This is a genomic window from Pseudomonas sp. AC211 (genome assembly GCF_979258055.1).
Window position 1 is genome coordinate 1430528 of sequence record NZ_OZ409830.1, and the last position, 19079, is coordinate 1449606.

Genomic DNA, 19079 nt, shown 5'->3' on the forward strand with positions numbered 1-19079 from the left:
ACGCCCGCCCTTAACCGCGCGGTGCGCTAAGGCAGTGCGCAGACGAAACGGACGCGCTCGGATTGGGCAGCTTGCACGGCGGAAAATTGTTGCTGGTGATTGTGTACAATTTCTTCGTGAAATGTCTCGAAATGCCAGGCGCACATGCTATGCTCCAGGCCGCGCCCTGGCCTCTGGCCGGTGTGGCGCTCCGAATTCACCTGCATAGAGGAGGCGCGGCGGCTGCGTTTGGCGCAGTTGCCCGGAACCGATGGGACGTTTAACCACGCATGTTTTGGACGCCGCTCACGGCTGCCCAGGTAGCAACATCAAAGTTGAGCTGTATCGTGTAGAAGGGTCGTCCGTGGTGTTGATCAACACCCTGCACACCAACGACGACGGCCGTTGCGACGCGCCCGTGTTGCAAGGCGAAGACTACGCTTCGGGCGTTTACCAGCTGCACTTCCACGCCGGCGATTACTACCGCGCGCGCGGCGTGCAGTTGCCGGAACCGGCATTTCTGGATGTGGTGGTACTGCGTTTCGGCATCGATGCCGGCCAGGACCATTACCACGTACCGTTGCTAATTTCGCCGTATAGCTATTCGACGTATCGCGGCAGCTAGATCAACAACATCGCGACTAAAGTCGCTCCCACAGGGCGAGTGACCGGCCACTCGCTTCTGCGGATGCCTACATTCTGTGGGAGCGGCTTTAGCCGCGATGCTTTTTGAACTGCCAGCACCGCGACTTCCCAGCCGCTCCCTCCGCGTCTCAGCGACTCAACAACGAAGCCGTTCCCGCCCCCGCAAACAACCCCGCACTGACCCGGTTAAACCACACCTGCCCCTTGCCCGAACGCAAAAACGTCGCAGCGCCACGCGCGCTCAAGCCGTAGAACAATTTGCAGCCCAAATCCAGCGCCGCCCAGGTGGCGATCATCACCAGTAGCTGATTGCCCATGGGCTGATCGGCGCTGATGAATTGCGGCAGAAAAGCGGCGAAAAACAGGATGTCTTTCGGGTTGCTCGCGCCCAAACCAAATGCTTTCAGAAACATGCTGCGCCGGCTCGGTGCGGTCAGCGGTTGGTCGTCAGCCTTGGCCGGTTTCGCCGCCTCGCGCGACTCCTGCCAGCTCTGGTAGGCGAGGTAAAACAAGTACAACGCGCCCAACACTTTCAGCATGCTGAACAGTTTTTCCGACGCCAGCAGCAGGGCGCCCAGGCCGAGCGCGGACGCGCTAAGCAGGCAGATGGAGGCGCTGACGCCGCCGAGAAATGCCGGCGCCGAGCGGCGTAGGCCGTAGTTCAGGCTGTTGCTGACCATGAGCAGCGACAACGGGCCGGGAATCAGAATGACGATCAGCGCGGCGCTGCTAAATAACAGCCAGGTGTCCAGGTTCATTGCGGGCCTCTTCAGATGTAGAAAAGCCCCGACGCTTTAACGTCGGGGCTCGTGGAGCAGTTTGAGCGTCGGCGAAGATTACAAGAAGGCGAATTTCAGCGCGCAGATAATCGCCAGCACGTACAGGCTTGGGGTGATTTCCTTGTGTTTGCCGGTGGCCAGCTTGAGCACCACGAAGGTGATAAAGCCCATGGCCAGGCCGTCGGTAACCGAGAAGGTCAGCGGCATCATCACCACGGTGATAATCGCCGGGATGGTGTTGGTGTGGTCGTCCCAGTCGATGTGCGCCATGCCGCTCATCATCAGCATGGCGACGTAAATCAACGCACCGGCCGTGGCGTAGGCGGGAATCATGCCGGCCAGCGGGGCGAAGAACATCGCGGCAATAAACAGCACGCCAACGGTGACCGCCGTCAGCCCGGTACGCCCGCCCGAGGCCACGCCAGCGGCGCTTTCTACGTAGCTGGTCACCGGCGGGCAGCCCACCAGGGCACCGAAGGCGCTGGAGGTACTGTCGGCTTTCATCGCCCGGCTAAGGTTTTCGATGTGGCCGTTTTCGTCCACCAGGTTCGCCCGTTGCGCCACGCCCATCAGGGTGCCGGCGGTGTCGAACATGTGCACGAACAGGAAGGCCAACACCACGCTGATCATGCCGACGTTTAGTGCGCCGGAAATGTCCATCGCCAGCCAGGTCGGGGCCAGGCTTGGTGGCATGGAGAAGATGCCGCCGAACTCGACGATACCCAGTCCCCAGCCAGCGAGGGTGACGGTAAGAATGCTGATCAGAATGCCGCCGAACACGCGGTGGTATTCCAGCACCGCAATCATTAGAAAGCAGATGGCAGCCAGCAGCGGGCCGGCGGCGGTGAGGTCGCCCATCTTCAGCAAGGTTTCAGGGCTGGCCACCACAATGCCTGCGGTCTTCAACCCGATGAGGCCGAGAAACAGACCGACTCCGGCACCCATGGCAAACCGCGCAGGCTCGCCGGAATGCTGTTGAGCAGCCATTCGCGGATGCGCGAGAAGGTCAGAATCATAAACAGAATGCCCGAGAGGAATACTGCCCCCAGCGCGATCTGCCAGCTGTAGCCCATGGTGCCGACCACGGTGTAGGTGAAGAACGCGTTCAGCCCCATGCCCGGCGCCAGGCCGACTGGCCAGTTGGCGTAGAGCCCCATCAGGAAACAACCGAAAGCAGCGGCGATACAGGTGGCCACGAAGGCCGCGCCGTGATCGATGCCGGCGTCGGCCATGATGTTGGGGTTAACGAAAATGATGTACGCCATGGTGATAAAGGTAGTCAGGCCGGCGGCGAGCTCGGTTTTGACGGTGGTGCCATGAAAGGACAGCTTGAACAGCCGTTCCAACAGGCCGGTGCGCGCGGGCTTCGCAGCATAAAGTTGTTCTTGTTTGGTGCTTTCCACAGCGGGGTACTCCTCATTTCTCTTATTTTGGTCACCGAGTACTGCGCGCCTGTAAGAAGGGTGGCGGTGCTCTGAGGTAGGTGGCTTACGTGGTGCGCTTGCAGGTGCTTTGTTGACTCTTTGGTCAGGAAGTCACTCGAGCGCGATTATGCGTTTGTATACAAAAAAAGCAATTAATGTTTTTATTGTTGCGCAAAACGAATGGATTGATTGTTCTTAAAGGGATAAGCGGATTGTATGCGACAGTTTGCGTAAGGTATTTGGTTTAATCCGTTGGTAATCAAAGGTTTATAGATTTATTGCCTGTGCGGTGTTCGGGCGAGGAGTGGCCATCCGAGCCTCGGTTACAGCTGGCTAGGGACGTTTTAAGCGTAAAAACACCGGGGTTTTTGTCCGGTTACGCCCGAAAAAACTAAGAAGGCTGTAGGTGGACTCTGTATTTGGCTGGTGATATCTCTGACGTCTCGTTCGCTCAGTTAGGAGCTGCTGGCTAGATTGTGTACAATGCGCCGGTGTTTTTACCCTCTCTATTTACCCGCCGAGGCTTGCCAGCCCAGGGGGGAGAAGCAGTAGAGTCGCGCATGACCGCAGAACTTCTGACGCGAGCCCGAATGAACGAACAATTGCAGCCCCTCAAGAAGCAACCGCGTACTGGCAAAGCCAGCCACAGCGGCACTCAGGATGACGTCGTTTACGCGCATATTTTTGATGCGATTCTGGAACAACGCCTGGCGCCCGGCACCAAGCTGAGCGAAGAAGCGTTGGGCGAAATTTTCGGCGTAAGCCGCACCATTATTCGTCGCGCGCTGTCGCGTCTGGCTCACGAAAGTGTGGTGCTGTTGCGCCCCAACCGTGGCGCCGTGGTGGCCAGCCCAAGCGTTGAAGATGCGCGACAGATCTTCTACTCGCGCCGCCTGGTTGAACGCGCCATTACCGAATTGGCCGTTGAACACGCCAGCGCCGAGCAACTGGCTGAACTGCGCCAGATGGTGGCGGATGAGCAAGCGAGCTTTTCCCGTGGGGATCGTGGTGCTGGCATTCGTCTTTCCGGCGAATTCCATTTGAAACTGGCCGAAGCTGCGAAGAACGCGCCGCTGATCAGCTTCCAGCGCAGCCTGGTGTCGCAGACCTCGTTGATCATCGCCCAGTACGAAAGCGGCAGCCGCTCGCACTGTTCGTACGATGAACACAATCAGTTGATCGATGCCATTGAGGCGCGCGACGTGGCGAAGGCTGTGAGTTTGATGATGCATCACATGGATCACATCGACAGCAAGCTCAACCTCGACGAAGACAGCGCCTCGGATGATTTGCATGCGGTGTTCTCGCACTTGCTGCAAACCAAGAAGAAGGCACCGCGTTCGGCGGCGCCTCGGTAGGTTGTTTTCGGTATAAAAAAACCGCCTGATTGGGCGGTTTTTTGTTTTTCGGGAATGTTGGGTTTCGCCTGCGGCTCACCGAGCGCGGACCGACCCAACCTACGGAGCTGGACTGCGAATCGTCGGGACCTCTGCGGTCAGGGGAATGGCGCTGATGGCCGCAAAAACATCTGTCATCCTCGCGAACGCGGGGATCCAGAATTTCGGATTAGACGCAAATCGCTGCCCTCACCCTAACCCTCTCCCGCAAGCGGGAGAGGGGACTTACCACGCGTTTGCGGCATAACAACGAAAGCCGCAAAAAACATCCGTCATCCTCGCGCACGCGGGGATCCAGAGTTTCGGATTAGACGCAAATCGCGCCCCTCACCCTAACCCTCCCACCAGGTAATGTGCCCGCAATCGCCCTCAGCGCTTATGCACACTCTGCCCAGCCGCAAAGGTTTCCTTCACTGCACGATCATCACCAATGGTCATCAGCACAAACAGTTTCTCTTCCAAATCCTTGGCCTGCTGCAAGCGGTACGACAGCAGTGGCGTGGCGTGGTAGTCGAGCACGATAAAGTCGGCGTCGTTGCCGCTGGCGAAGCTTCCGATTTTGTCGTCCAGACGCAGTGCCTGCGCGCCGCCCAGGGTGGCGAGGTACAGCGATTTGAACGGGCTCAATTTGTTGCGCTGCAGTTGCTGCACTTTGTAGGCCTCGTTCAAGGTTTGCAGCATGGAGAAACTGGTGCCGGCGCCCACATCCGTGCCCAGGCCCACGTTCACGCCGAACTGTTCAGCCTGCTTGAGGTTGAACAGGCCGCTGCCCAGAAACAGGTTCGAGGTGGGGCAGTGCGACACGGCCGAGCCGGTTTCTGCCAGGCGCTGGCATTCCTCGTCGCACAGGTGCACGCCATGGGCGAACATCGAGCGTTCGCTCAGCAGTTGGAAGTGGTCGTACACATCCAAATAGCCTTTCTGCTGCGGGAACAGCGATTTCACCCACGCAATTTCGTCGACGTTCTCGGACAAGTGCGTGTGCATGTACAGCCCGTCGTATTCCTGCAGCAACTTGCCCGCAGCGGTGAGCTGTTCGGGCGTGCTGGTCGGGGCGAAGCGCGGGGTCACGGCGTAGTGCAAACGCGCCTTGCCGTGCCAGCGCTCGATCAGCGCTTTGCTGTCGTCGTAGCTCGACTGCGCGGTGTCGGTCAGGTAGTCCGGGGCGTTGCGGTCCATCATCACTTTGCCGGCGATCATGCGCAGGTTCAGCGCCTCGCTGGCGGTGAAGAAAGCGTCCACCGATTGCTTGTGCACGCTGGCAAATACCAGGGCGGTGGTGGTGCCGTTGCGCAGCAGTTCCTTGAGGAAAATATTCGCCACATCGGCGGCGTGGGCCGGGTCGGAAAATTGTTTTTCGGTGGGGAAGGTGTAGGTGTTCAGCCAGTCCAGCAACTGCTCGCCATAGGCGGCGATCATGCCGGTTTGCGGGTAGTGGATATGGGTGTCGATAAAGCCCGGGGTGATCAGCGCGTCGCGGTATTCGATCACGTCCACGCCGTTGAGCGTGGGCAGCAGATCCTTGGCGTGGCCGACCTTGGCGACGTGGCCATTGTCGACCACCAGCACGCCATCTTCGAAATACTCATAGGACTGCGCGTCGCCCACCAGGGCGGGGTCGGCAATGCTGTGCAGGATGGCGGCGCGGTAGGCTTTCACGTGGCTTGTCATGGGCAGTCTCGTTGTACGTATTTATTGGTATGCGGTGTCGTTGGGCGTCGCGTGCGGCTCAGCCCAATAAAGCGATCTACGCCTTGGCGCGGCGCGAGGCGGGCATCAATTTGGCGACGCTTTCGCCGCTCTTTTCGCCCTGGCCAAAGTTGGCGTTGTAGGTGGCGATCACCTCGCCGGCGATGGACACGGCAATCTCGATGGGCAGCTTGCCTTTCACTTCAGCGATGCCCATTGGGCAGCGCATTTTCTGCATCACCTCGGCGCTGAAGCCGCGATCGCGCAGGCGGTGTTCAAACTTCACCCGCTTGGTTTGCGAACCGATCAGTCCGTAGTAGGCAAAATCGTTGCGCTTGAGGATGGCGGCGGTCAGTTCCAGGTCGAGCTGGTGGTTGTGGGTCATGACGATGAAGTAACTGCCGGGCGGCATGTTTTCCACTTCATCGACCACCTCGTCGTTCAGCACTTTCGTGGCGCCTTGCGGAATGTGTTCGGGAAACTCGTTTTCCCGCGAATCGATCCAGCGCACCTTGCAAGGCAGGCTCGCCAACAATGGCACCAACGCGCGGCCGACGTGGCCGGCGCCGAACACGGCGATTTGCGCTTGCGGCTGGCCCATGGGCTCGAACAGCAGCACCGTGGCGCCGCCGCAGCATTGACCCAGACTGGCGCCGAGGCTGAAGCGTTCCAGGCGGGTGTCCTGGGTGCGGTTGGCGAGCATCTCGCGGGCCAGCTCCATCGCTTTGAATTCCAGGTGCCCGCCGCCCACGGTTTCGTAGATGCGGTCGGCAGTGACGACCATCTTCGAACCGGCATTGCGCGGCGTAGAACCCAGTTCTTCGATGATGGTCACCAGCACGCAAGGTTGCCCCTGTTGCTGCAAGTCGGCGAGGGCGCTGATCCAGCTCATTTGCTCAGCCTCCAGGTGCGAAGCGGTTTTGCGGAACGGGACAGGCGCCAGTCGTCATCGGCTTTCGCGGGCGCGGCGGGCTGTTCCAGTAACACCAGACGCGGCAGGGCTTCGGGGCTCTTCGGCGCGGCTGGGGTGGTGGTCTGTGCGGTGTGTGTTGTCATTGTTGTTCACCGGTTTTTTTGTTCAATCTTCGTTCCTGTGGGAGAGGCTTCAGCCTCGATGCTTTTGACCTTCAAGAGCATCGCGGCTAAAGCCGCTCCCACAGTAGGTTTGCGTCAGGCGGTCTCGACTGCTGCGGCTGCCTTGGCCTTCTGTTCCTTCATCACCTTCCTCATCTGCTCCACACCCCACAGCACGCGCTCCGGTGTAGCAGGGGCGTCGATCAGGGGTTGCACGCGGTAGTCAGCCAGGCTGGCGACGGCGTCTTTGATGGCGCACCAGGCGGCGATGCCGAGCATGAACGGCGGCTCGCCCACGGCTTTGGAGTGGAACACGGTGTCTTCCGGGTTCTTGCGGTTTTCCACCAGTTTCACGCGCAGGTCCAGCGGCATGTCGGCGATGGCGGGAATCTTGTAGCTCGCCGGGCCGTTGGTCATCAGCTTGCCTTTGGCGTTCCACACCAGCTCTTCCATGGTCAGCCAACCCAGGCCTTGCACGAACGCGCCTTCCACCTGGCCGATGTCGATGGCCGGGTTCAGCGAATCGCCCACGTCGTGGAGGATGTCGCCGCGCAGGAATTTGTATTCGCCGGTCAGGGTGTCGACGATCACTTCAATGCACGCCGCGCCATAGGCGAAGTAGTAGAACGGCCGACCCGCTGCCTTGCTGCGGTCGTAGAAGATTTTCGGCGTACGGTAGAAGCCGGTGGCCGACAGAGAAATCTGGCCGAAATAGGCCTTCTGAATCATCTCTTCAAACGACAGATATTGGTCGCGCACGCGCACCTGGCCGTTACGGAATTCAATGTCTTCCGGCGTCACGCGGTACTCGCGGGTGAGGAAATCCACCAGGCGCGCCTTGATGGTTTCCGCCGCGTTCTTGGCGGCCATACCGTTCAGGTCGGCGCCGCTGGAGGCTGCAGTCGGCGAGGTGTTGGGCACCTTGTCGGTGTTGGTGGCGGTGATCTGGATGCGGGCGATGTCCACCTGCAGCACTTCGGCAACGATCTGCGCCACTTTGGTGTTCAGACCCTGGCCCATTTCGGTGCCGCCGTGGTTCAGGTGGATGCTGCCGTCGGTATAGATGTGGATCAGCGCACCGGCCTGGTTGAGGAAGCTGGCGGTAAAGCTGATGCCGAACTTCACCGGCGTCAGGGCCAGGCCTTTTTTCAGGATCGGGCTGGTTTTATTGAACTCGGCAATTTCGACACGGCGCTTGGCGTAGTCGCTGCTGGCTTCCAGTTCGGCCGTCATCTCGTGGATAACGTTGTGCTCGACCGTCTGGTGGTAGTGGGTGACGTTGCGCTCGGTTTTGCCGTAGTAGTTGAGCTTGCGCACTTCCAACGGGTCTTTGCCGAGGTCGCGGGCGATGTGGTCCATGATCTGCTCGATGGCGACCATGCCTTGCGGGCCGCCGAAGCCGCGATACGCGGTGTTCGAGGCGGTGTTGGTCTTGCAGCGATGGCCGTTCACCGTGGCATTGCCGAGGAAATAGGCGTTATCGGAGTGGAACATGGCGCGGTCGACGATGGAGTTCGACAGGTCCGGCGAGTAGCCGCAGTTGCCGGCCAGCTCGATTTCAATGCCATGCAGCAGACCGTTTTCGTCAAAGCCGACGTCGTATTCCACGTAGAACGGATGGCGCTTGCCGGTCATCTGCATGTCTTCAACGCGCGGCAGGCGCATTTTGGTCGGGCGCTTGGTCAGGTGCGCGATCACGGCGCACAAACACGCCGGGCTGGCCGCCTGGGTTTCCTTGCCGCCAAAACCGCCGCCCATGCGGCGCATGTCGATGACCACTTTGTGCATCGGCACGTCCAGCACTTCGGCCACCAGCTTCTGCACTTCGGTGGCGTTTTGCGTGGAGGTGTAGACGATCATGCCGCCGTCTTCGGTGGGCATGACCGAAGAAATCTGGGTTTCCAGGTAGAAGTGTTCCTGGCCGCCAATGTGCAGCGAACCCTGCAAACGACGCGGGGCGGTGGCCAGTCTGCTGGCCGAGTCGCCGATGCGGTGCTGGTGGCTGTCGAGCACGAAGTGCTTGTTGCGCAGCGCTTCGACCACGTCGAGCACCGGTTCCAGGTCTTCGTATTCGATGACCGCGGCCATGGCGCCTTTGCGGGCGTTCTCATGGGTGTCGGCGGCCACGGCAATCACCACTTGGCCAACGTATTGCACAAGACCGTCGGCCAACAGCGGATCGCCGGGGGCGACGGCGCCGATGTCGAGCAGGCCGGGCACATCTTTATGGGTGATGGCGATGGCCACGCCTGGCACTTGGTAGCAGGGCGACACATCAATTTTCGTCACGCGAGCATGGGCGCGGTCGCTCAGGCGGGCATAAACGTGCAGCTGATTGGGGAATTCCAGGCGGTCGTCAACGTAAACGGCTTCGCCCGACACATGCTTGTCGGCGCTTTCGTGTTTAACGCTGCGGCCTACGCCGGTGGTGATGCCGGCACGGAACAGTTCGGCCAGTTCTTCCTGGCTTTTCGGGGCGTGGTGGTTAGACATAAGCGGTCACCCGTGTTTCGACGTCTGGAGTTTGCAGCTCGAGGAAAAATTTACGCAGCAGGTTTTGTGCGGTGAGCAGGCGGTATTCCTTGCTGGCGCGGAAGTCGCTCAGAGGGCTGAAATCGTTGGCCAGCGCGTCGCAGGCGTGTTCGATCACATCGGCATCCCACTGGGCACCTTGCAGCGCGGCTTCGCAGGCGGCGGCACGTTTCGGGATGGCGGCCATGCCACCAAAGGCCACGCGGGCGCTTTGCACCACGCCATCGGCCACCACCACGTTGAAGGCGGCGCACACGGCGGAAATGTCGTCGTCCAGTCGTTTCGACACTTTATAAGCGCGGAACGCCTGATTGCTCTGGTGACGCGGCACCACCACCTTTTCGATGAACTCGGCTTCCTGGCGAGCAGTGACTTTGTAATCGAGGAAGTAATCTTCGATCGGCAGGCTGCGGCTCTGGTTGCCTTTGCGCAGCACCACACGAGCGCCCAAGGCGATCAACAGCGGCGGGGCGTCGCCGATGGGCGAGGCGTTGCCAATGTTGCCGCCCAAGGTGCCCTGGTTACGGATTTGCAGCGAGGCGAAGCGGTGCAGCAGTTCGCCGAAGTCGGGGTATTCCTTGGCCAGCGCGCCGTAGCAGTCGGACAGCGGCGTAGCGGCGCCGATCTCGATGGCATCGTCGGTGAACTCGACGCGTTTCATTGCTTCCACGTGGCCAACGTAAATCATCACCGGCAGCTCGCGGTGGAACTGGGTGACTTCCAGCGCCAGGTCGGTGCCACCGGCGAGCAGGCGTGCTTGCGGGTTGGCGGCGTAGAGGTCGGCGAGATCGGAAATGGTCAGCGGCAGCAGGCAACGCTTGTCGCCGCTGTTCAGCTCGGCGGTTTCTTGCGGGGCGATGGCTTGCAGTTTGGCGATGGTTTCAGCTTCAGCAGCGTCGAATTGGTCCGGCTGTTTCTGGCAGCAGGCTTGCTCGGCGGCGTCGATGATCGGGCGGTAGCCCGTGCAGCGGCACAGGTTGCCGGCCAGGGCTTCCATGGTTTGCGCCTTGTCAAAGCCGTCACTGTTTTTTTGCAGCGCGAACAACGACATCACAAACCCCGGGGTGCAGAAGCCGCACTGCGAGCCGTGGCAGTCGACCATGGCTTGCTGAACGCTGTGCAGTTGGCCTTGATGCTTGAGGTCTTCAACGCTGATCAGTTGTTTGCCGTGCAGCGACGAAACGAACGTGAGGCAGGAGTTGAGGGTGCGGTAGCGAATGCGCGGGGTGCCGGACGACTCGTCCAACTCGCCCACCACCACGGTGCACGCGCCGCAGTCGCCGGAAGCGCAGCCTTCCTTGGTGCCGGGTTTGGCCAGGTGCTCACGCAGGTAATTCAGCACGGTGACATTCGGGTCGAGACGCTGCTCGGTGCGCAGCTCACGGTTGAGTAAAAACTGGATCAAGGACGACCTCCAGGCACTTTCTTGTTTTTTATGGCACGCAACTTTTTGAGGGAGCGAGGTTGCGTAACGGCTGGCCCTCACCCCCGGCCCCTCTCCCGCAGGCGGGAGAGGGGTGAAGAGCCGATGGGTTTGTTTTGCGAATTTAGAGAATTCTGACTTTTGGGTCAATAAAATATTTGACTCTTTGGTCAAGCAATCCGCGTGCCCGACAAGCAGTCGTTTCCTGTAGTCCTGTAAGGCCCGATCTTTCTTGGCTGTAAGTATTTTCCGGCCAACCAAACGTTGAGGTTTTTTTAACGAATTTTTGATCGTTGCGTTTCTAGCATCTGCCCCACTTCAACCTGGGCGGAATCGCACCGTGAACTCACTGCTTAAAGTAAAGGCCATACGCCCTGAATTGCTGACCCTGGTCGGCAGCGCCTTTCTGTTATTAGCCTGCAACCCCGTGCTGTGGGCGCACGTGTTCAGCATTACGCCGAGCACGGGCGCGGGTTTGATCACGCGTGTGGCCTTTGGTCTGATCGTGTTGGCGCTGTTCAACCTGGTGCTCACGCTGCTGGCGTTTCGCTGGGTGCTCAAACCGGTGCTCACCCTGTTGTTATTGGTGAGCGCGGGCGCTGCCTATTTCATGAACGAATACGGCGTGGTGGTCGATCTTGAAATGCTGCGCAACGCCGCGCAGACCAACGCCACCGAGGTGCGTGACCTGTTGTCGTTCAAGCTGGCGGCCTATGTGCTGTTTTTGGGCATTCTGCCAGTGGCGGTGCTCTGGCTTATTCCCGTGAGTTACCGCACCTGGCCGCGCGAGCTGCTGAGCAAATTGCTGGTGACGGTGGGCTGCGTAGCGGTGTTGGGCGTGGTGGCGATGGCCAACTACCAAGGCTTGGCCTCGTTTTTCCGCAACCACCATGAACTGCGCTTGATGGTGGTACCGAGTAACTACGTGGGCGCTTCCTTCAACTTGCTGCGCGAGGAAATCGCCACCGGTAAGCAGCCGTTTCGCACCCTTGGCGAAGACGCCGTAAAAGCGCCGGCCTGGCAGAGCCATCGGCACAAGTCGTTAACCGTGCTGGTGGTCGGGGAGAGCGCCCGCGCCGACAACTTCGGCATTTTGGGCTACGACCGTGACACCACGCCAAAACTCAAAGCCCAGCCCGGCGTTATCGCTTACCCCAACGCTCATTCCTGCGGCACGGAAACCGCCGTGTCGGTGCCGTGCATGTTCTCCAACCTGGGCCGCAGCAACTACAGCGCGGGCAAAGCCTATTCCCAAGAAGGACTGCTGGACGTGTTGAAGCGTGCCGGGCTCAACGTGCAATGGCGTGACAACCAGTCCGGCTGCAAAGGCACCTGCGACCGAGTGAATTTCGTCGACGTCAGCGACCTCAAAGACCCGGCCCTGTGCGCCAACAGCGAATGCCACGATGAAATTCTGCTGCAAGGTTTGCAGAACACCCTCGACAACCTGAAAGACGACACCGTGCTGGTGCTGCATCAGATGGGCAGCCATGGCCCGGAATACTTCAAGCGCTATCCGAAAGCGTTCGAACAATTCACCCCGGTGTGCACCAGCAATGCGCTGAACGAGTGCTCGCGTGAAAGCATCGTCAACGGCTACGACAACACCATTCTGTACACCGACCATGTGCTCTCGAGCCTGATCGACGTGCTGCGCGCCAACCAGGGCAACGTCGACAGCGCCATGCTGTACCTGTCCGACCACGGCGAGTCGCTGGGCGAATACAACCTCTACCTGCACGGCACGCCCTACATGATGGCGCCTGACCAGCAGAAGCACATCGGCATGCTGGCCTGGTTTTCCGACAGCTATCAGCAGGAATTTCAGCTCAACGCCGATTGCTTGAGAGGCCAGCGCGAGCAGCCGGTGAGCCAGGACAACCTGTTCAGCTCGATGCTTGGGCTGTTGCAGGTGAACACCAAGGTGTACGACAAGGGGCTGGATATGTTTGCGGGGTGCCGGACGTAACGACCGTTGTCCCCGTCAGTCCCGCAGGCGGGCGAGGGGGAGCTGAATCGCGTACGGTCGAGTCCCCTCGCCCGTTTACGGGAGAGGGTTAGGGAGAGGGGCCTTTGATTTTAGGTTTGCGTCGGGCCCGACCCTCACCCCCAGCCCCTCTCCCGCAGGCGGGCGAGGGGAGCTAAACCGCGTACGGTCGAGTCCCCTCGCCCGTTTACGGGAGAGGGTTAGGGAGAGGGGCCTTTGATTGTAGGTTTGCGTCGGCCCCCGGCCTTCACCCCCAGCCCCTCTCCCGCAGGCGGGCGAGGGGAGCTAAACCGCGTACGGTCGAGTCCCCTCGCCCGCTTGCGGGAGAGGGTTAGGGTGAGGGGCCTTTGATTTTAGCTTTGCGTTGGGCCCGGCCCTCACCCCCGGCCCCTCTCCCGTAAACGGGCGAGGGGAGCCGAGCCGTTGAGTTTGTTAGGCCAGCTGCGATTCACTCAACTGATGCTCTTCCCCCGCGTAATACGCCCGCACACGCGGGTCCATCACGCGGCGCCACAGCGGCGGAAACAGTGCCAGCACAATCATCCCGGCATAGCCATTGGGCAACTGCGGGCTGTCGTCAAAATGGCGCAGCACCTGATAGCGGCGTTTGGCGTAGGCGTGGTGGTCGGAGTGGCGTTGCAGGTGGAACAGGAACAGGTTGGTCAGCAAAAAATTACTGTTCCATGAGTGATGCGGATTGGTCCGCTCGTAACGGCCGTTGGCCTGTTTACGGCGATGCAAACCGTAGTGCTCGACGTAGTTGACGATCTCCAGCAAGGTCAGCGCCACAAACGATTGGCCGAGGAAAAACAGCGCGCCCATCCAGCCAAATGCCAGGCAGAAGCCGAGCAGAAACGTGCCGCTGATGGCATACCACCAGATCAACTCATTGCGCCAATGCAGCACCGGCAAACCTCGGCGTTGCAGCCGCTCTTTCTCCAGCGCCCAGGCATTGAGGAAGTTGTGTTTGTAGGCGTGGGGCAGAAAGGCGTACAGGCTCTGGCCGAAGCGTGAAGAAGACGCGTCTTCGGGCGTGGACACATGCACATGGTGGCCGCGCACATGCTCCACCTTGAAACCGGCGTAACACACCGCCGCCAGCAGCAAACCGCCGGCGTTCTGTTCCAGTTGCGGGTCTTTGTGAATGAACTCGTGCGCCACGGTTATGCCGATGGCGCCCGTCACCGTGCCCACCGACAGAATCCAACCCAGCCGGCCAACCCAGCTCCAGGCCTCGTCATGCACAAACGCCCAGCCGGCCCAGGCCAACATGCCCAGCAGAAACGGCACGGTGGCCAGGCTGAGCAGGCGGTAGTAGCCCTGTTTATCCATTTTCGGCACGTCGGCCACTTCATCGGGGTTGGCCGGGTCGCGGCCGACAATGGCGTCCAGAATCGGAATAACGCCGAACACCACGGTCACCACAAGGTAGGCCCAGGCGTCGGAATGGGCGCTACCCAGCGACCAGTAATAACTCATGGGCACGCCCAGCACGGGGATCAGCCAAATCCAATAACCGGCTTTTTTTCAGGGCGATCATCCAAGAGGAGGGCAGGTACGCAAACATGGTGAGCTCCATTGTTTTTATGGGGGAGTCGACACCTGAAATTGTAGGACAATCACCTCTGCGAAAAGCCCTTCCCAGCCCCACCTTTTGGACGGCAAGCCGCTTGGCTGTAACGCTTGCCGCCGCTTGGAGCGGTAACACGCTGTGTTACACTCGCGCCCGTTTTGGCAAGCTACTGCGCTCGGTTATGCGGCGTTAAAAAGTAGGCGAAAAATGCTCATTGGCTACAGCCTGCTTTCTGCCTTGCCTACCCGTCGCTCGCTACGCTTGCAACTACCTTTCCCCTAAGGACGCTTATGTTCAAAGCACCTGACAGCCTTTCGGAGCAGATAGCTCACCATCTCGCCGAGCGCATCATTCGTGGGGAATTGAAAGAGCGTGAGCGCATTCAGGAGCAGAAGGTCACCCTGGCGTTGAATGTCAGCCGGGGCTCGGTGCGTGAAGCGCTGCTGATTCTTGAACGTCGCCACCTGATCACCATTCTTCCGCGTCGTGGCGCGCACGTTAGCGAGCTGACGCCACATAACGTCAAAAGCCTCTATGCCCTGGTAATCGAGCTCTACATCCTGCTCGGTTACGCCGTGGCCGAGCGCTGGAAAACCGAGGCCGATTTGCAGCCTTTCGTGGTCATCCAGCAGCAGTTGATGGCCCACGCCGAAGCCCGCGATATCGACAGCTTTGTGCAGAGCAGCTTCGACGTCATGCGCGCTGCGTTCCCGTTCGCCAACAACCCGTATTTGCAAGAAACCCTGGAAAACCTGCTGCCGGCCATGAGCCGCACGTACCACCTGGCGCTGGAAAAACGCAAAAGCGAGATGAGCCAGTTCCTCAATGCATTTGCCGGCTTGCTGCAAGCCGTGATCGCGCGCGACCCGGCGCAAGTCCGCGAAACCCTCACGGCCTATAGCCAACACAACTGCCAGATGGTGCTTGCCGCCATGGCAGAACGCTAACCGACCCCGGCTAAGGACAGCGCGCTATGCGGCTCAAGTGCATCAAGCTGGCGGGGTTCAAATCCTTCGTCGACCCCACCACCGTGAACTTCCCCAGCAATATGGCGGCGGTGGTCGGGCCCAATGGCTGCGGCAAGTCGAACATCATCGACGCCGTGCGTTGGGTTATGGGCGAAAGCTCAGCGAAGAATTTGCGCGGCGAGTCGATGACCGACGTCATCTTCAACGGCTCCAACACGCGCAAGCCAGTCACCCAAGCCAGCATCGAGCTGATCTTCGACAACAGCGACGGCACCCTGGTGGGCGAGTACGCCGGCTACGCCGAAATCTCCATCCGCCGCCGCGTCACCCGTGACAGCCAGAACACCTATTTCCTCAACGGCACCAAATGCCGGCGCCGCGACATCACCGATATTTTCCTCGGCACAGGCCTGGGCCCGCGCAGCTACTCGATCATCGAGCAGGGCATGATCTCCAAGCTGATCGAAGCCAAGCCCGAAGACCTGCGCAATTTCATCGAAGAAGCGGCCGGCATTTCCAAGTACAAGGAACGCCGCCGCGAAACCGAAAATCGTATTCGCCGCACCCATGAAAACCTGGCGCGCCTGACCGACCTGCGTGAAGAGCTGGAACGTCAGCTCGACCGTCTGCACCGCCAGGCGCAGTCGGCGGAGAAGTACCAGGAATACAAAGCCGAAGAACGTCAGCTCAAAGCCCAATTGTCGGCGCTCAAGTGGCAGGCGCTGAACGAGCAAGTGGGGCAGCGCGAAGCGATTATCGGCAACCAGGAAATCGGTTTCGAAGCCTTGGTGGCCGAGCAGCGCAACGCTGATGCGAGCATCGAGCGCTTGCGCGACGGCCACCATGAATTGTCTGAACGCTTCAACCTTGTGCAGGGCCGTTTTTATTCGGTGGGCGGCGATATCGCCCGTGTCGAGCAAAGCATCCAGCACGGCCAGCAACGCCTGCGCCAGTTGCAAGACGACCTCAACGAAGCCGAACGCGCGCGCCTGGAAACCGAATCTCACCTGGGCCACGACCGCACCTTGCTCGCCACCCTCGGCGAGGAGTTGGCGCTGCTGGAGCCGGAGCAGGAAATCACCCACGCCGCCGCCGAAGAAGCCGCTGCCGCGCTGGAAGAATCCGAAAGCGCCATGCAAGGCTGGCAAGGCCAGTGGGACGATTTCAACCTGCGCTCCGCCGAGCCACGGCGCCAGGCCGAGGTGCAGCAGTCGCGCATTCAGCAATTGGAACAAAGCCTGGAACGCCTGGCCGAGCGCCAGCGTCGGCTGAACGATGAATTGGTGTTGCTTTCGGCAGACCCCGAAGACGCCGCCATTCTCGAACTCAGCGAGCAAGTGGCCAGCAGCGAACTGACCCTGGAAGAGCTGCAGCACGCCGAGCAGGCGATGGTAGAACGCCTGGAGCAACTGCGCGGCGAACTGCTGCAAGCCGGCCAGGCGCAACAGCAGGTTCAAGGCGAACTGCAACGTTTGAATGGCCGCATGGCCTCGCTGGAAGCGTTGCAACAAGCCGCGCTCGATCCGGGCAAAGGCACCGCCGACTGGCTGCGCGAACAACAACTCAACGGGCGTCCGCGGCTCGCCGAAGGCTTGCGGGTCGAAGCCGGTTGGGAGCTGGCGGTGGAAACCGTGCTAGGCGCCGATCTGCAAGCCGTGTTGCTGGACGATTCGCAGCAGCTAGGTGCGCTCGATTTCGCCAGCTTCGACCAAGGTGATCTGCGCCTGCTCAGCCCCGCCAAGGGCGGCGCGCGGGTGGCTGGCAGCCTGCTCGATAAAGTCGAAGCCAGCGTCGATCTGGCGCCCTGGCTGGGTAAGGTCAAACCGGTCAACACGCTGGATGACGCGTTGACGCTGCGCGCTCAGTTGGGCGAGGGCGAGAGCCTGATCAGCCGCGATGGCTACTGGGTCGGCCGGCACTTTCTACGGGTGCGTCGCGCCAGCGAAGCCGAAAGTGGCGTGCTGGCCCGCGGTCAGGAAATTGAGCGGTTGGAGCTTGAGCGCGATGAGCGTGAAACCAACCTGGCGAGCCTCGACGAGCGCTTGCAAGCGCTGCGCGAAACCCAGCAGCAACATGAGCAAAACCGCGAAGACCAACGCCGCCGCCTGCAAGACGAAGCGCGCCGTCAGGGCGAGCTGAAGGCGCAATTGTCGGCAGGCCAAGCCAAGGTCGAACAACTGACCCTGCGCCGTCGTCGGCTCGACGAAGAACTGGTCGAATTGGGCGAGCAGCGCGCCATCGAGGCCGAACAGCTCGGCGAAGGCCGTCTTCAGCTGCAAGATGCCCTCGACGCCATGGCCCTCGACACCGAACAACGCGAAGTATTGATGGCCCAGCGCGACGCCCTGCGCGAACGCCTCGACCGTGTGCGCCAGGAAGCCCGTCAGCACAAAGACCACGCGCACCAACTGGCGGTGCGCCTCGGCTCGCTCAAGGCGCAGCGCGATTCCACGCGCCAGGCGCTGAACGGCTGGAGCTGCAAGCCGAGCGTTTGCACGAAAAACGCGAGCAACTGAACCTCAACCTCGACGAGGGCGCCGCGCCGCTGGAAGAGCTGCGCATGAAGCTCGAAGAGTTGCTCGACAAACGCATGGGCGTGGAAGACGAACTGAAATTCGCCCGCCTGGCCCTGGAAGACGCCGACCGTCAACTGCGCGACGCCGAAAAGCGCCGCACCTCGGCCGAGCAGCAGTCGCAATTGCTGCGCACCCAGCTGGAACAGCAGCGCATGGAGTGGAAATCGCTGACCGTGCGCCGCAAAGCCATTCAGGACCAGTTGCTGGAAGACAATTACGACCTGCACGGCGCTGGGCACGTTGCCGAGCGAGGCCAACGAGAAATCGTGGGAAGAAGAGCTCGAACGCTTGGCCGCGCGTATTCAAAGACTGGGGCCTGATCAACCTGGCCGCCATCGACGAGTACCAGCAGCAGGGCGAGCGCAAGCGCTACCTCGACGCGCAGGACGCCGACCTGGTTGAAGCGCTGGACACCCTGGAAAACGTGATCCGCAAAATCGACAAGGAAACCCGCAACCGCTTCAAAGAAACCTTCGACCAAATCAACGGCGGGTTGCAGGCGCTGTTCCCGAAAGTGTTTGGCGGCGGCAATGCCTACCTGGAACTGACCGGCGAAGACTTGCTCGATACGCGGGCGTTACCATCATGGCGCGCCCGCCAGGCAAGAAGAACAGCACCATCCACCTGTTATCCGGTGGCGAAAAAGGCACTCACCGCGTTGGCCCTGGTGTTTGCCATTTTCAAACTCAATCCGGCACCGTTTTGCATGCTCGACGAAGTGGATGCGCCGCTGGACGACGCGAACGTCGGGCGCTATGCGCGGCTAGTAAAAGAGATGTCCGAGACGGTGCAATTCATCTATATCACCCACAACAAAATCGCCATGGAAATGGCCGATCAGTTGATGGGCGTAACAATGCATGAACCTGGCTGCTCGCGGCTTGTCGCAGTAGATGTCGAAGAAGCCTTGGCTTTGGTGGAGGCATAACGCGTACAGCGGTGTAAAGTTGCCTTTCGTCGTGCTAGCTTATTGCCCACTATTTTTTATATGCAGGAAATGTCTGTCAGAACATGGAGTTGATACACGCAGGCT

Annotated in this window: 10 protein-coding genes and 3 pseudogenes; 5 read left to right on the plus strand and 8 right to left on the minus strand. The window is 60.4% G+C overall.

Annotated features, from left to right (window positions below):
- Positions 1–250: 250 nt before the first annotated feature.
- Positions 251–604 (plus strand): hydroxyisourate hydrolase, encoded by a 354-nt coding sequence (gene uraH / locus ACZZZP_RS07005; RefSeq protein ID WP_122451424.1) that lies wholly within the window; start codon positions 251–253, stop codon positions 602–604.
- Positions 605–752: 148 nt separating this feature from the next.
- On the opposite strand, the gene ACZZZP_RS07010 is transcribed toward uraH, so the two are convergent.
- Together ACZZZP_RS07010 and ACZZZP_RS07015 are read right to left on the minus strand one after the other, a co-directional pair.
- Positions 753–1382 (minus strand): LysE family translocator, encoded by a 630-nt coding sequence (locus ACZZZP_RS07010; RefSeq protein ID WP_122496894.1) that lies wholly within the window; start codon positions 1380–1382, stop codon positions 753–755.
- Between the two features lie 78 nt (positions 1383–1460).
- A pseudogene (locus tag ACZZZP_RS07015) lies at positions 1461–2806 on the minus strand (NCS2 family permease).
- Positions 2807–3417: 611 nt separating this feature from the next.
- Between ACZZZP_RS07015 and ACZZZP_RS07020 the strand changes: the two are divergent.
- A complete protein-coding gene (locus ACZZZP_RS07020) occupies positions 3418–4185 on the plus strand; it encodes a GntR family transcriptional regulator (RefSeq protein WP_122496898.1) in 768 nt (255 codons plus the stop codon).
- A gap of 408 nt (positions 4186–4593) precedes the next feature.
- Here ACZZZP_RS07020 and guaD read toward each other — a convergent pair whose 3' ends face one another.
- The 5 genes from guaD to xdhA form a co-directional block, all read right to left on the minus strand.
- Positions 4594–5895, minus strand: coding sequence for a guanine deaminase (gene guaD, locus ACZZZP_RS07025; protein ID WP_463382249.1), 1302 nt, complete (start codon positions 5893–5895; stop codon positions 4594–4596).
- Between the two features lie 76 nt (positions 5896–5971).
- Positions 5972–6805, minus strand: a complete 834-nt coding sequence (gene xdhC / locus ACZZZP_RS07030) for a xanthine dehydrogenase accessory protein XdhC (RefSeq protein WP_463382250.1) — start codon at positions 6803–6805, stop codon at positions 5972–5974.
- Entirely contained in the window at positions 6802–6969 is a 168-nt protein-coding gene (locus ACZZZP_RS07035) for a hypothetical protein (RefSeq protein ID WP_463382251.1), read from the minus strand. The genes xdhC and ACZZZP_RS07035 overlap by 4 nt, the downstream gene beginning before the upstream one ends.
- Before the next feature lie 114 nt (positions 6970–7083).
- Positions 7084–9480 (minus strand): xanthine dehydrogenase molybdopterin binding subunit, encoded by a 2397-nt coding sequence (xdhB, locus tag ACZZZP_RS07040; protein ID WP_463382252.1) that lies wholly within the window; start codon positions 9478–9480, stop codon positions 7084–7086.
- The gene (gene xdhA / locus ACZZZP_RS07045; protein WP_463382253.1) at positions 9473–10924 is read right to left on the minus strand and encodes a xanthine dehydrogenase small subunit; all 1452 of its coding nucleotides are present in this window, start codon (positions 10922–10924) and stop codon (positions 9473–9475) included. The genes xdhB and xdhA overlap by 8 nt, the downstream gene beginning before the upstream one ends.
- A gap of 367 nt (positions 10925–11291) precedes the next feature.
- Between xdhA and ACZZZP_RS07050 the strand changes: the two genes are divergently transcribed.
- On the plus strand, positions 11292–12911 hold the full coding sequence (locus ACZZZP_RS07050; protein WP_463384667.1) for a phosphoethanolamine transferase: 1620 nt from the start codon (positions 11292–11294) through the stop codon (positions 12909–12911).
- 450 nt (positions 12912–13361) lie between these two features.
- On the opposite strand, the pseudogene ACZZZP_RS07055 reads toward ACZZZP_RS07050, so the two are convergent.
- Positions 13362–14496 (minus strand): annotated as a pseudogene (locus ACZZZP_RS07055) (alkane 1-monooxygenase).
- A 296-nt stretch (positions 14497–14792) separates the two neighbouring features.
- On the opposite strand from ACZZZP_RS07055, the gene ACZZZP_RS07060 reads away from it, so the two are divergent.
- Positions 14793–15449: a GntR family transcriptional regulator gene (locus ACZZZP_RS07060; protein WP_463382255.1), complete on the plus strand. Its 657-nt coding sequence runs from the start codon at positions 14793–14795 to the stop codon at positions 15447–15449.
- A 26-nt stretch (positions 15450–15475) separates the two neighbouring features.
- Positions 15476–18974 (plus strand): annotated as a pseudogene (gene smc, locus ACZZZP_RS07065) (chromosome segregation protein SMC).
- Positions 18975–19079: the final 105 nt, after the last annotated feature.

Coding starts and splice junctions, on each gene's coding strand:
- uraH (WP_122451424.1), top strand. CDS start 251: ATGGGACGTTTAACCACGCATGTTTTGGACGCCGCTCACGGCTGCCCA.
- ACZZZP_RS07010 (WP_122496894.1), bottom strand. CDS start 1,382: ATGAACCTGGACACCTGGCTGTTATTTAGCAGCGCCGCGCTGATCGTC.
- ACZZZP_RS07020 (WP_122496898.1), top strand. CDS start 3,418: ATGAACGAACAATTGCAGCCCCTCAAGAAGCAACCGCGTACTGGCAAA.
- guaD (WP_463382249.1), bottom strand. CDS start 5,895: ATGACAAGCCACGTGAAAGCCTACCGCGCCGCCATCCTGCACAGCATT.
- xdhC (WP_463382250.1), bottom strand. CDS start 6,805: ATGAGCTGGATCAGCGCCCTCGCCGACTTGCAGCAACAGGGGCAACCT.
- ACZZZP_RS07035 (WP_463382251.1), bottom strand. CDS start 6,969: ATGACAACACACACCGCACAGACCACCACCCCAGCCGCGCCGAAGAGC.
- xdhB (WP_463382252.1), bottom strand. CDS start 9,480: ATGTCTAACCACCACGCCCCGAAAAGCCAGGAAGAACTGGCCGAACTG.
- ACZZZP_RS07060 (WP_463382255.1), top strand. CDS start 14,793: ATGTTCAAAGCACCTGACAGCCTTTCGGAGCAGATAGCTCACCATCTC.